Raw genomic sequence first — 13,174 nt, forward strand, 5'->3', positions numbered from 1 at the left:
CCCGTCGCGCGGCGCTCCGCAAGAAGCTCCATCCCGAAAGCGAGGAACCCCATGACCGACCTGCCCCTCTCCGCCTGCAGCCGCAGCGTGCCGCTCGGCGCGGCCCTCCGCGCTGCGGGCACTGCTGTGCTCGCGCTGGCCGTCACCGTCGCCGTGGCCGCCTGCCTGTCCGCCCTCACCGGCTGCTCGTCCGACGAGGCTTCCTCGGCGCAAACCGGCGGCGAGGAGGCGGCCGAGGGTGCGACCACGGCCGAGCCTGGCGTGCTTACGGTGGCCTCGGCGCTCAACAGCGAGCCCTACGAGCAGGCCACCAGCACGAGCCAGATCGGCTTCACCGTGGAGCTGCTCCGGCTGGTGGGCGAGCGCGCCGGGCTGGACGTGCAGTTCGCCAAGGCCGTGAACCACAAGGACGCCGACCAGAACATCACTCCCGGCCGCCCCGAGGACGTCGCCGCGAAGGTGGCCGCGGGCGAGGCCGACCTGGGCGCGTCGTCCATTCCCTCCGATGCCGCGCTCGAGGGCGTGGCGCTGTCCGACCCCTACCTGCATGCCGACTATGCCGTGGTCACGAAGATGGACACCGGCCATGACGACTTGACCAGCATCCAGGGCGCGGGCACGCTGGTGGCCGTGCAGGACGATGAGGCCATCGCCTCCTGGGTGGCCGAGAACCTGCCCGAGGCCGAGGTGGTTGCCTTCGAGGACGGCATCGACGCCCTTATGGAGTTGAACTCCGAGCGCGCCCAGGCCGCCATCGTGGACGAGCCGCGCTTCCGCCGCTACGTGCAGGTGAAGGAGCCGCACCTGCAGGCGGTGGAGACGGTCGCCTCCGACAAGGACTACGCCTTCGCGGTGGCCGCTGGCAACGAGGCGCTGCTCACGGCGGTGAACGGGGCCCTGGCCGACCTGCGCGCCGACGGCTCTTACGACGCCCTGTACGATTCCTGGTTCGGCGACGCCGGTGTTGCCAACGAGGCCGCTGCATCCCGCGAAAAGGGCACGGGCAACGCCCCCGAGGCCGTGCAGGACTCCACCGGCGCCTAGATTCCTAGCCGCCGCGCTTGCGTTGCCGGTCGCTCGTTTATCGAACAGGTGGTGAAGCCTTCGTGGCCTTTGGGGCCAGAAGGCCGCACACAGGATAGAATAGGGGAGCCGCTCTCGGGCGGCTCTTTTCATGCTCGCCGCCGGGGTTCCCGCCTCGGCATCGCGCGGGCAGCGAACTCCGCGAACGTTCCACCCAACGGCGAAGGATGCAACCGTGCCCATCGATATCGATACCCTGAACGGCCCCCAGCGCGAGGCGGTCGTCACCACCGAAGGCCCGCTGCTGGTACTGGCCGGCGCCGGCTCCGGCAAGACCCGCGTGCTCACCTACCGCATCGCGAACATCCTCGACCGGGACTTGGCCGCTCCCTGGGAGATTTTGGCCATCACCTTCACCAACAAGGCCGCCGCCGAGATGCGCGAGCGTTTGGGCCAGCTCGTGGGCGGCCGCGCCCGCGGCATGTGGGTGTCCACCTTCCACTCCATGTGCGTGCGCATCCTGCGGGCCGACGCCGAGCGGCTCGGCTTCACGAAGAACTTCACCATCTACGATACCGACGATATGAAGCGCCTGTACAAGGACATCATGGCCGAGCTGGACATCGATCCGAAGCGCTTCCCCGTGAACCAGCTGATGAACCGCATCTCCCAGGCGAAAAACGACCTTCAGGTGCCCGCCGACTTCGAGAGCGCCGCCACCGACCCGGTGGGGCGCCAGGCCGCGCGGGTGTACACGCGGCTGCAGGAGCGCCTGCGCGCCGCCAACGCCTTCGACTTCGACGACCTTTTGCTGTACGCCTACCTGCTGCTCAAGCAGCACGAGGACGTGCGCCGCGCCTACCAGGGCCGCTTCCGCTACATCATGGTGGACGAGTACCAGGACACCAACCGCGCCCAGTACGCCATCACCCAGCTTCTGGCGGCGGGCCACCGCAACATCATGGTGGTGGGCGACGACGACCAGTCCATCTACTCGTGGCGCGGTGCCGATCTGCGCAACATCCTGGAATTCGAGAGCGATTACCCCGAGGCGCGGGTGGTGAAGCTGGAGCAGAACTACCGCAGCGTGGGCAACATTCTGGCCGCGGCCAACGCCGTCATCGCCAACAACCGCCAGCGCAAGGAGAAGCGCCTGTTCACCGCAGCCGGCGACGGCGACAAGATCTCGGTGTACCTGGCCAGCGACGAGCGCGACGAGGGCCGCTGGATCGCCGGTGAGATAGAGAAGCGCCGTGGCGAGGGCGTCTCCTACAACAACATGGCCGTGTTCTACCGCACCAACGCCCAGTCGCGCATGCTGGAAGACATGCTGCTGCGCGCCGGCGTTCCCTACCGCATCGTCGGCGGCACGCGCTTCTTCGACCGCGCCGAGATCCGCGACGTGATGGCCTACCTCACGCTGGTGGTGAACCCGGCCGACGACATCGCCGCCAAGCGCGTCATCAACGTGCCGAAGCGCGGCATCGGCAAGGCCACCATCGAGCGCATCGACCAGTTCGGCCGCGAGCTGAACATGCCCTTCCTCACGGCCGCCGAGCTGGCCATCGTGGACGAGGACATCCGCCCGGCCACGCGACGCGCGGTGGGCGAGTTCGTGCAGGTGCTGAAGAACGGCGCCAGCTACGAGGGTGACCTGCGCAAGGTCATCGAGCGCATCATCGACGACGCGGGGCTTATCGAGGCGCTGCAGAACGAGGGCACCGACGAGGCCCGCGGGCGCGTGGAGAACATCCAGGAGTTTCTGGGCGTTGTGGACGAGTTCATGGAGACCCACGACGTGGAAGACGCCGACTTCGCCGCCCCCACGGCCGAAGGCGACCCCGCGGCCGAGCCGGTGCGCGTGCTGCGCGGCGACTCGCTGGCCGACTTCATCGAATGGGTGCGCCTGCGCACCGACCTGGACACGGTGACCGAGGACGGCCAGGCCGTCACGCTCATGACCGTGCATTCCTCCAAGGGCCTGGAGTTCGACTGCGTGTGGGTGGCCGGCATGGAGGAGACCCTGTTCCCGCACTCGAACTCAACTATGGATGCCGCTGCGGTGGAGGAGGAGCGCCGGCTGGCCTACGTGGCCATCACCCGCGCCCGTCAGAAGCTCTACCTCACCTGCGCCCAGCAGCGCCAGATCTTCGGCCAGACCCACGCGAACCCCGTCTCGCGCTTCATCGGCGAGATCCCGAGCGAGCTGCGCCAGACGACCGGTTTGGGCTCGGCCGGCTTTTCCGGCACGGGCTGGGAGAAGCGGGGAAGCCGCCGGGGCATCGCCGGCTCGGGCACCGAGGCGGGGGAGGGCCGCGTGTTCGGCCGCTCGAGCGCGTCGGGCTCCCAGGGCCGTTCCTTTGCCGAGTACCGCGCGGCCACGGGCAGCGGACGTGCGGCCGCCAGCACGGGCGCGCGGTCGCGCAGTGGCATCGGCGTGGGTGCGGGCCGCGTCGGCGCGGGCGTGAACCCGAACGCCGGCAAGAAGGCGGCTGCCCGGGCCACCTTCGCCGCAGGAGACACGGTGGACCACAAGACCTTCGGCCGCGGCACCGTGGTGAAGATAGACGGCGACACCCTGCACATCAAGTTCGCCAAGACCGGCCAGACCAAGAAGCTGCTGAAAGACTACGCCCCCATCGTGAAGATCGGCTAGGGCGCGGCGACAGGGCCCTGCTCGCTCGGTGATCTAGCACCCCGCGCAGTAGCGGCAGGCGGAGGGGGCCTTGGCGATGCCGCCGAGGGCGGTCTCGCGCAGCTCGGGGGGCAGGCCGCGGCCCACCTCGTCCATGACGGCCACGGCCTCGTCGAAGCTGATGAGGTTCTCCACGCCGGCCAACGCGATCTGGGCGCTCACGAGGGCCACCGAGGCCGCTGTGGCGTTGCGCTTCTGGCAGGGCACCTCCACGAGGCCCCCCACCGGGTCGCATACGAGTCCCAGCAGCGACATCATCACGTTCGCGCCGGCTGCCAGGCACCGATCGGGTGCGCCGCCCGCCAGGGCCACGGCCGCCGCTGCCGCCATGGCCGCGGCGCTTCCCACCTCGGCCTGGCAGCCGCCCTCGGCACCGGATACGCTGGCATTGCGGGCGATGAGGTAGCCGAGGCCGGCTGCGGTGAGAATGCCCTCGCGCAGCTCGTCGTGGGTGAAGCCGCGCTCGTCGCGCAGGGCCAGAAGCACGCCGGGCAGCACGCCGGCCGAGCCGGCCGTGGGGGTGGCCACGATGACGCCCATGCGCCCGTTCGTCTCCAGGGTGGCGAGCGCGTACTGGGCCGCACGGGCTGCGAGCGGGTCTACGAGGCGCTGGCGATCGCTCGCACCTTCCAGGCTCGCGCGCAGCTTCGCCGCCTCGCCGCCGATGAGGCCGCCCACCGAGGGCCGCGGGTTGCCCAGAGGCTCGGTGGCCGCCTGGCCCATCACCTCGAGCACACGGTCCAGATAGGCGTCGATGCCCGGTACCACGCCCTGCTTGGCGCACAACGCCTCTTCCCGGGCGCGGAAGGCCTGGGCAATGGTCACGCCCTCGCGCTCGCAGAGGGCCAGAAGCTCCTCGCCACTGTGGTAGTCCCAGCGCGTGAAGACCGCTTCCGCGTCGTCGGGCACGGGCGCCTCCTCGCCGTCGCCGGCGGCGGAGGCGTGCACGACGCGGGCATTGATGACGGCGGGATGGTCCAAAAGCTCGTCGCGCACCGTGGCGCTCACGTCGCTGTCGGTCTCCATGACGGTGTAGGCGTCCCCGCGCTTGGCGGTGCGGTGCAGGTTCGCGTTCGCGATGTTGATGTCGTTGGCGGCCAGCACGCTGGCGATGTGGGCCAGCACCCCGCGCACGTCGTGCTGGTGCACCACGACGTTGGTGTGCTCGCCGGTGATATCCACGTCGATGCCGTTGATGCGGCGGATGACCGCCGCCCCGCCGCCGATGGACACACCGCGCATCTCCAGCGCGCGTCCCTCGGCGCTCTCGCAGCGGATGTCCACCGTGTTGGGATGCTCCACGTCGGTGGAGGTGTCCCATACGATGTCCACTTCCACGCCGGCCTCCTTAGCCAGGGCGAAGGAGTTCGCTACGGCCGGATCGTCGGTCTCAAGGCCCAGGATGCCTGCCACGAGCGCCTTGTCGGTGCCATGCCCGCTGCCCGTGGCCGCGAAGGAGCCGTACAGGGTGAGGGTGACGTGATCGGGCTGCTCGCCGAACAGCTTGCGCGCCGTGGACGCGATGCGGAGCGCGCCGGCTGTGTGCGAGCTGGACGGGCCCACCATGATGGGGCCGATAATGTCCCTCAGACCGTAGGTTTTCATACCTTCTCCTTTCGCGGCGACTTGGGGGGCACCAGGTCGCCCGCGTGTGCTCGGCCGCCCGGATTCTGCGCGGCGCACCCCTGCGGCCGCCCGAGCTTCTGCGTTCATCGAGGAACGCTATCATAGCCCATCGTCTTTCGGGCGCGGGAGGGGTATACTGCTTCAAAACCGTAAAAAGGTACTGAACAAGAAAGGGGCACCAATGACCGCCAAGATCCTCGTCGTGGGCCATCGCAATCCCGACAACGACTCCATTTCCGCCGCTGTGGGGTACGCGCACCTGAAGAACGCCCTGGCCGCCCGCGACGGCGAGGCCGAGGCCGTGGAGTACGTGCCCGCCCGCCTGGGGCCTCTGCCCGTGGAGAGCGCGTGGCTCCTCGAGTGCAACAACATTCCCGACCCGGTGCTCATCGACAACGTGAACCCCGTCGAGCACGAGGGCGAGACCGTGCCCCAGAAGGTCATCCTGGTGGATCACAACGAGGTGGCCCAGGCGGCTCCCGGCATCGAGAACGCGGAAGTGGTGGAGATCATCGACCACCACCGCATCGCCGATGTGACCACGGCCAACCCCATCCTCTTCCTGAACCTGCCCATCGGGTCCACCGCCACCATCGTCACCCTGCAGTTCCGCCAGACCGGCATCGAGCTGCCTGACGGCATCGCCCGCATGCTGTTGTCGGCCATCCTCACCGACACGGTGATCATGAAGTCGCCCACCTGCACCCAGGTCGACATCGACCAGGTGGAGTTCCTTGCCGACAAGCTGGGGTTGGACGCCGTTGAGTTCGGCATGGAGATCTTCCGCACCCGCGGCGGCGAGGACAAGATGCCCATCAACAAGCTCGTGGAGGCCGACTCCAAGGAGTTCAAGGTGAACGACGACGTCACGGTGCTCATCGCCCAGCGCGAGACGGTGGATCTGCCCTGTGTCATGGGCCGTGAGGCCGAGATTCGCGAGCACATGAAGAAGCTCGTGGAGGACAACGGCTACGAGTTCGCCCTGCTGCTGGTAACCGACATCCTGGCCGAGGGAAGCCAGTTCATCGTGGAGGGCGACGCCTCCCGCGTGAACCGCGTCTTCGGCATCGAGTGCGCCGAGGGCGGCAACTGGATGCCCGGCGTGCTGTCCCGCAAGAAGCAGGTGGCAGCGCCCATCCTCGCGAGCTAGGAACCCTATGAACCCCGATCGCGTGCTCGAATCGTTTTTGGAGATGGTGGCCATCGAGAGCCCGTCGTGGCACGAGGCGCCCATGGCGGCCTATTGCGCGGAGAAGCTGGCCGAGCTGGGCTTCTCCGTCTCTTTCGACGCCTCGGCGGCCGAGACGGGATCGGATACGGGCAACCTTATCGCGCACTTGCCAGGCACGGTGCCGGGGCGCGTGGCGTTCTCGGCCCATTTGGACACGGTGAAGCCCTGTGCGGGCATCGAGGCCGTGATCGAGCGGCGCCATATCTGCGACGATGTGACCTGCCGCATGGCCGAGGTGGTGTGCTCGGCGGGGGACACCATCCTGTCGGCCGACGACAAGGCGGGCATCGCGGCCATCTTCGAGGGCGTGCGCTCGGCCGTGGAGTCTAATGTCCCGCGCCCCGACATCACGGTGCTTTTCACCACCTGTGAGGAGCAGAGCCTGCTCGGCTCCTCGGCGCTCGCCCCCGATGCCCTGGCGTGGCCGGCCGATCTGCCAGCGGCCTCGCGCGGCACATCGGCCGAGCCGCTGCTCGCCGCCGCGGGCGAAGCGGGCGCGGTGCCCCTGTTCGTGCTCGACGCCGACGGGACGCCGGGTACCATCATCGTGGGGGCGCCCTACCATTGGACGCTGCGGGCTCGCATTAAGGGTCGCGCCGCCCATGCCGGCGTGGAGCCCGAGGCCGGGGTGTCGGCCATTCAAATCGCGGCCGCGGCCGTGGCCGCCATGCCGCTCGGGCGCATCGACGAGTGCACTACGGCCAACGTGGGCCGCATCGAGGGCGGCGTGGCCGTGAACATCGTGCCGGCCGCCTGCGAGCTGGAAGGGGAGTGCCGCTCGCTTTTCGAGGACCGCGTGCTCGCCCAGCGCGACGCCATGACCGCGGCGCTCCAGCAGGCCGCCGTGCAGTTGGGCGGCACGGCAGAGGTGGCTTGGGAACTCGACTATCCTGCTGTGGTCCACGAGCCCGACGACGCCATCGTCGCGCACCTGGAGGCGGCCGCCCGGGCTGCGGGCCTCACCCCGCGCCATGCCATCTCGGGCGGCGGGGCCGATGCCAACGTGCTCGCCGCCAAGGGCGCCGACGCCATTACCCTCGGCATCGGCATGACTAACTTCCATTCCATCGACGAGTACATCGAGGTGGCCGATCTGCGCTCCATGGCCCGCTACGTGGAGGCCCTCATCGTCGAGTACGCCTGAGATCCATACATAAGCCCCGATTTTGACTAGAGCTCTGATCAGGCAATATACCCTATAATACCTGGTAGATCGCTTGTGGTATCCAAGCCAAAAACGGCGCTTTTGTACGGCTTCCCCCTCTTCCCCGGCCAAATGTGAACGAATTGTGCCGCTGGCCGACGGGTATGGATACGCCCGGGTGCGTGGCGTTTGACACACGGCGGGAACCCTCGTAATATGCTCCCTCGCGCCTCTTGGAGGCGCTTGTTTTGTGCAGTGCAAGCCCGTGGATAAAGGAAAGGAAAAGAGTCTTGCCTACAATCAACCAGCTGGTCCGCAAGGGCCGCAAGAAGTCGGTCGACAAGTCGAAGACCCCGGCTCTCAAGGGCAACCCGCAGAAGCGCGGCGTGTGCACCCGTGTGTACACCACGACCCCCAAGAAGCCGAACTCCGCTCTTCGCAAGGTCTGCCGTGTGCGCCTCGTCAACGGTATGGAGGTCACGGCCTACATCCCCGGCGAGGGTCACAACCTCCAGGAGCACTCCATGGTGCTCATCCGCGGCGGTCGTGTTAAGGACCTCCCCGGTGTTCGCTACAAGGTCATCCGCGCCGCGCTCGACTGCGCCGCCGTGGACAACCGCAAGCAGGCTCGCAGCCGCTACGGCGCCAAGCGCCCCAAATAACGTTCGTTAAGACGCGCGGGTCCTGCGGGACCTAATGGGCACACGCACAGCCCCGAAGCGCGCAGATGCAAAAGGAGATTTACATGCCGCGTCGTGCAGCAGCAGTCCGCCGCGAAACGCAGCCGGACGCAAAGTTCAACAACCGTCTCGTCACGCAGCTGATCAACAAGGTCCTGCTTGACGGCAAGAAGTCCATCGCCGAGAACATCGTCTACGGCGCCTTCGATCTGGTCGCCGAGAAGACCGGCGAGGATCCGCTGGCCGTGTTCAAGAAGGCCATGGACAACGTGCGCCCCACCCTCGAGTGCAAGCCGAAGCGCGTGGGCGGCGCCACTTACCAGGTGCCGATGGAGGTCAACTCCCGTCGCGCCACCACCCTCGCTATCCGTTGGATCGTCGACTTCTCGCGCAAGCGCAAGGAGCACACCATGATCCAGCGTCTCGCCAACGAGATCATCGACGCCTCCGAGAACACCGGCGCCGCCGTGAAGAAGCGCGAGGACATGTACAAGATGGCCGAAGCGAACCGTGCGTTCTCGCACTACCGCTTCTAAAGGCTGGTGTGATATATGGCTAAAATGGATCTGAAGGATACGCGCAACATCGGCATCATGGCCCACATCGATGCAGGCAAGACCACCACGACCGAGCGCATCCTCTACTACACGGGCAAGACTCATAAAATCGGCGAGGTGCACGACGGCGCTGCCACCATGGACTGGATGGTCCAGGAGCAGGAGCGCGGCGTGACCATCACCGCCGCCGCCACCACCTGCTTTTGGAAGTACCCCGGCGGCGCTGCCGACGGCAAGGAGTACCGCTTCCAGATCATCGACACCCCCGGTCACGTGGACTTCACAGCCGAGGTGGAGCGCTCCCTGCGCGTGCTCGACGGCACGGTAGCCGTGTTCGACGCCGTGGCCGGCGTGCAGCCCCAGTCCGAGACGGTGTGGCGTCAGGCCGAGCGTTACGGCGTGCCCCGCATCGCCTTCATCAACAAGTACGACCGCGTGGGCGCTGACTTCTTCCACGCCATCCAGACCATGCGCGACCGCCTGGACGCGAAGGCCGTGGCCGCCCAGATCCCCATGGGCGCCGAGGACAACTTCTGGGGCATCGTGGACCTCGTGACCATGACCGCCTGGGACTTCAAGGCCGACGACAAGGGCATGACCTACCCCGAGCCGATGGATGCCATCCCGGCCGAGTTCGTCGAGGATGCCGAGCTGTACCGCCAGGAGCTTTTGGAGGCCGCCGCCGACTGCGACGACGAGCTCATGGAGAAGGTGCTCATGGAGGAAGAGGTGACGGTCGAGGAGCTGAAGGCCGCCATCCGCAAGGGCGTCATCGCCTGCCAGATCAACCCCGTGTTCGTGGGCTCCGCCTACAAGAACAAGGGCGTGCAGGAGCTGCTGGACGCCGTGGTCGACTACATGCCGTCCCCGGTGGACATCCCCCCGATCAAGGGCACCAACCCCGAGACCGGCGAGGAAGAGGACCGTCCGGCCGATCCGAAGGCCCCGTTCTCCTCTCTGGCCTTCAAGATCATGACCGACCCCTACGTGGGCAAGCTCACCTACCTGCGCGTGTACTCCGGTGCGCTCGATGCCGGCAGCTACGTGCTTAACGCCACGAAGGACAAGAAGGAGCGCATCGGCCGTCTTCTGCAGATGCACTCCAACCAGCGCGTCGACATCGACGCCGTGTCCGCCGGTGACATCGTCGCCGTCGTGGGCCTGAAGGACACCTCCACCGGCGACACCCTGTGCGCCGAGAACGCTCCCATCATCCTGGAGTCCATGGAGTTCGCCGATCCGGTTATCGACATCGCCGTGGAGCCCAAGACGAAGGCCGAGCAGGACAAGATGGCCATCGCCCTGCAGAAGCTGGCCGAGGAGGACCCGACCTTCCGCGTGTCCACCAACCACGAGACCGGCCAGACCATCATCGCCGGCATGGGCGAGCTGCACCTCGAGATCATCGTCGACCGCCTGCTGCGCGAGTTCAAGGTCGAGGCCAACGTGGGCAAGCCCCAGGTTGCCTACCGCGAGCGTCCGGGCCACGAGGTGATGAACGCCGAGGGCAAGTTCGTGCGCCAGTCCGGTGGTCGCGGCCAGTACGGCCATGCGGTCATCAACATGTACCCGCAGGAGCCGGGCAAGGGCTACGAGTTCGTCAACAAGATCGTCGGCGGCGTGGTGCCCAAGGAGTACATTCCCTCCATCGACAAGGGCATCCAGGAGGCGCTGAACTCCGGCGTTCTGGCCGGCTACCCGGTCGAGGACGTGAAGGTGGAGCTCATCGACGGTTCCTACCACGACGTCGACTCCTCCGAGGCTGCCTTCAAGGTGGCCGGCTCCATGGCCATCAAGGACGCCCTGCGCAAGTCCGACCCGGTCATCCTCGAGCCCGTCATGGCCGTCGAGGTGGAGACCCCCGAGGAGTACACCGGCTTCGTCATGGGCGACATCCCGTCCCGCCGCGGCCTCATCCAGGGCCAGGAGCAGCGTGGCAGCGCCGTCGTCATCGAGGCCAAGGTCCCGCTGTCCCAGATGTTCGGTTACGCGACCGACCTGCGCAGCGGCACCCAGGGCCGCGCGGTGTACACCATGCAGTTCGATTCCTACGAGCCGGTTCCCAAGAGCGTTGCCGACGAGATCGTCAGCAAGGCCGGCGGCAACGCCTAAGCCAGGCGTCCGTGAGAAACTTCTATTTGGAGGTAATGTAAGTGGCAAGTCAGAAGATTCGCATCCGCCTGAAGGGGTACGATCATGAGATCGTGGACCAGTCCACGCGTCTCATCGTCGACACCGCTCAGAAGACGGGTGCCAAAGTTTCCGGTCCTATTCCGCTGCCCACCGAGCGCAACCTGTACTGCGTCATCCGCGGGCCCCATGTGAACAAGGACTCCCGCGAGCAGTTCGAGATGCGCACCCACAAGCGCCTGATCGACATCCTGGAGCCGACCCCCAACACGGTCGATTCCCTGATGCGTCTCGATCTCCCCGCTGGCGTTGACATCGAGATCAAGCTGTAAGGAGGTTTGGGACATGATTAACGCTATCTACGGCAAGAAGATCGGCATGACCCAGATCTTCGACGAGGAGGACCGCATCGTCCCCGTGACCGTCATCCAGGCCGAGCCGAACACGGTGTGCCAGGTGAAGACCGTCGACACCGACGGCTACGAGGCTGTGCAGATGGGCTTCGGCTACATCAAGCCCCGTCGCGTGAACAAGCCCATGCAGGGTCACTTCGACAAGCAGGGCACCGAGCCGAAGCGCTACCTGCGCGAGGTGCGCGTGGAGAACGCCGGCGAGTACAAGGTGGGCGACGAGCAGACCGTCGCGGCCTTCGCCGACGTGAAGAAGGTGGACGTCACCGGTACGTCCAAGGGCAAGGGCTTCGCCGGCGTTATGAAGCGCTACGGCTTCCGCGGCGGCCCGGGCGGCCATGGTGCGCACTTCCACCGCGCTCCGGGTTCCGTCGGCCAGTGCGCCACGCCTTCCCGCGTGTTCAAGGGCCTGCGCCTGCCGGGCCACATGGGCTGCGACACCGTGACCGTGAAGAACCTCGAGGTTGTTCGCATCGACGAGGAGCAGAACCTGATCCTCGTGAAGGGTGCCGTGCCGGGCGGTAAGAACGGCATCGTGCGCGTTCGCATGGCTTAAGGTATCGATCGGTAACAAGGAGTTACAGAAATTATGGCAACTATTGAGATTAAGGACGTGAAGGGCGCTGCCGCCGGCACGGTCGATGTGAACGACGCCGTGTTCGGTATCGAGCCGAACGTGCCTGTCATGCACCGCACCGTGAAGGCGCAGCAGGCATCGTGGCGTCAGGGCACCGCCAACACGCGCACCCGCGGCATGGTCCGCGGCGGCGGCAAGAAGCCGTGGCGTCAGAAGGGCACCGGCCGTGCCCGCCAGGGTACCATCCGCGCTCCCCAGTGGACCGGCGGCGGCACCGTGTTCGGCCCGCACACCCGCTCCTACGACCAGAAGGTCAACAAGAAGGAGATCAAGCTGGCCATGCGCTCGGCCCTGTCCGCCAAGCTGGCCGACGGCGAGCTGGTGGTGGTGAAGGACCTCGACTTCGAGAAGCCCCGCACCAAGGACGCCGTGGCCCTCATCAAGGCCCTGGGTCTGGAAGGCAAGCGCATCACCGTGGTCATCGGCAACGAGGACATCGAGGCGTTCCTGTCGTTCCGCAACATCCCCGAGGTGAACATTCTGCCGGTGGGCGATATCAACACCTACGAGCTCATTGACAACAAGGTGCTCGTCATCGCCGAGCCGTGCCTGGCCCGCATCGAGGAGGTGCTTGCATAATGGAGAAGGATCCCCGCGACGTCATCATCCGCCCGGTCATCACCGAGGCCAGCTACGACGCCATGGAGAACAACGTGTACACCTTCGAGGTGGCCAAGGATGCCAATAAGGTTGAGATCCGCCAGGCCATCGAGGCTATCTTCAAGGTGAAGGTGGTCAAGGTGAACACGCTGAACGTGAAGTCGAAGCCGAAGCGCGTCCGCTACCAGGAGGGTCGCACCCGCACCTGGAAGAAGGCCATGGTCACCCTGGCCGAGGGCGAGACCATCGAGGTGTTCAGCGCGTAATATAGGCCACCGCTTATATCGTAGGAAGAATATCGAGGTGTTCCAAGCCTAGGCGCCCTTCCGGAACCTTCCGGGAGCGCTTGAAGCCGAGGAAAACTTGCCGAAGCCCCCGTCTCATCCGAGACGGGGGCTTCTTTTTTGCCCCCTCCCCCTCTTCCATCCTTCCGTCTCCCAC

General features: G+C 66.6%; 12 protein-coding genes. 11 read left to right on the plus strand and 1 reads right to left on the minus strand.

Annotation, left to right across the window (positions count from 1 at the left end; all coding sequences use genetic code 11):
* Positions 1–51: 51 nt before the first annotated feature.
* Positions 52–1,044: an ABC transporter substrate-binding protein gene (locus Q5064_RS03810; protein WP_302962404.1), complete on the plus strand. Its 993-nt coding sequence runs from the start codon at positions 52–54 to the stop codon at positions 1,042–1,044.
* A gap of 214 nt (positions 1,045–1,258) precedes the next feature.
* The gene (locus tag Q5064_RS03815; protein WP_302962406.1) at positions 1,259–3,679 is read left to right on the plus strand and encodes an ATP-dependent helicase; all 2,421 of its coding nucleotides are present in this window, start codon (positions 1,259–1,261) and stop codon (positions 3,677–3,679) included.
* A gap of 33 nt (positions 3,680–3,712) precedes the next feature.
* Here Q5064_RS03815 and sdaAA read toward each other — a convergent pair whose 3' ends face one another.
* Positions 3,713–5,323 (minus strand): L-serine ammonia-lyase, iron-sulfur-dependent, subunit alpha, encoded by a 1,611-nt coding sequence (gene sdaAA, locus Q5064_RS03820; RefSeq protein ID WP_302962407.1) that lies wholly within the window; start codon positions 5,321–5,323, stop codon positions 3,713–3,715.
* Positions 5,324–5,525: 202 nt separating this feature from the next.
* Between sdaAA and Q5064_RS03825 the strand changes: the two genes are divergently transcribed.
* The 9 genes from Q5064_RS03825 to rplW all read left to right on the plus strand — a co-directional run bounded on the left by Q5064_RS03825 (position 5,526) and on the right by rplW (position 12,999).
* Positions 5,526–6,494 (plus strand): manganese-dependent inorganic pyrophosphatase, encoded by a 969-nt coding sequence (locus Q5064_RS03825; RefSeq protein ID WP_302962409.1) that lies wholly within the window; start codon positions 5,526–5,528, stop codon positions 6,492–6,494.
* Between the two features lie 7 nt (positions 6,495–6,501).
* A complete protein-coding gene (locus Q5064_RS03830) occupies positions 6,502–7,719 on the plus strand; it encodes a M20/M25/M40 family metallo-hydrolase (protein WP_302962410.1) in 1,218 nt (405 codons plus the stop codon).
* A 290-nt stretch (positions 7,720–8,009) separates the two neighbouring features.
* The gene (rpsL, locus tag Q5064_RS03835; protein ID WP_016309240.1) at positions 8,010–8,381 is read left to right on the plus strand and encodes a 30S ribosomal protein S12; all 372 of its coding nucleotides are present in this window, start codon (positions 8,010–8,012) and stop codon (positions 8,379–8,381) included.
* Between the two features lie 83 nt (positions 8,382–8,464).
* Positions 8,465–8,935, plus strand: coding sequence for a 30S ribosomal protein S7 (rpsG, locus tag Q5064_RS03840; RefSeq protein WP_016309239.1), 471 nt, complete (start codon positions 8,465–8,467; stop codon positions 8,933–8,935).
* Positions 8,936–8,950: 15 nt separating this feature from the next.
* Positions 8,951–11,068 (plus strand): elongation factor G, encoded by a 2,118-nt coding sequence (gene fusA, locus Q5064_RS03845; protein ID WP_302962413.1) that lies wholly within the window; start codon positions 8,951–8,953, stop codon positions 11,066–11,068.
* A gap of 41 nt (positions 11,069–11,109) precedes the next feature.
* Positions 11,110–11,418, plus strand: coding sequence for a 30S ribosomal protein S10 (gene rpsJ, locus Q5064_RS03850; protein WP_016309237.1), 309 nt, complete (start codon positions 11,110–11,112; stop codon positions 11,416–11,418).
* A gap of 13 nt (positions 11,419–11,431) precedes the next feature.
* Positions 11,432–12,052: a 50S ribosomal protein L3 gene (gene rplC / locus Q5064_RS03855; protein ID WP_302962419.1), complete on the plus strand. Its 621-nt coding sequence runs from the start codon at positions 11,432–11,434 to the stop codon at positions 12,050–12,052.
* Positions 12,053–12,085: 33 nt separating this feature from the next.
* Positions 12,086–12,712 carry a 50S ribosomal protein L4 gene (rplD, locus tag Q5064_RS03860; RefSeq protein WP_302962420.1) on the plus strand — a complete coding sequence of 209 codons (627 nt, stop codon included), beginning with the start codon at positions 12,086–12,088 and terminating at the stop codon, positions 12,710–12,712.
* Positions 12,712–12,999 (plus strand): 50S ribosomal protein L23, encoded by a 288-nt coding sequence (gene rplW / locus Q5064_RS03865; RefSeq protein ID WP_016309234.1) that lies wholly within the window; start codon positions 12,712–12,714, stop codon positions 12,997–12,999. The genes rplD and rplW overlap by 1 nt, the downstream gene beginning before the upstream one ends.
* The last annotated feature ends 175 nt before the right edge of the window (positions 13,000–13,174 follow it).

This window comes from uncultured Adlercreutzia sp., assembly GCF_958431955.1.
Lineage (GTDB): Bacteria > Actinomycetota > Coriobacteriia > Coriobacteriales > Eggerthellaceae > Adlercreutzia.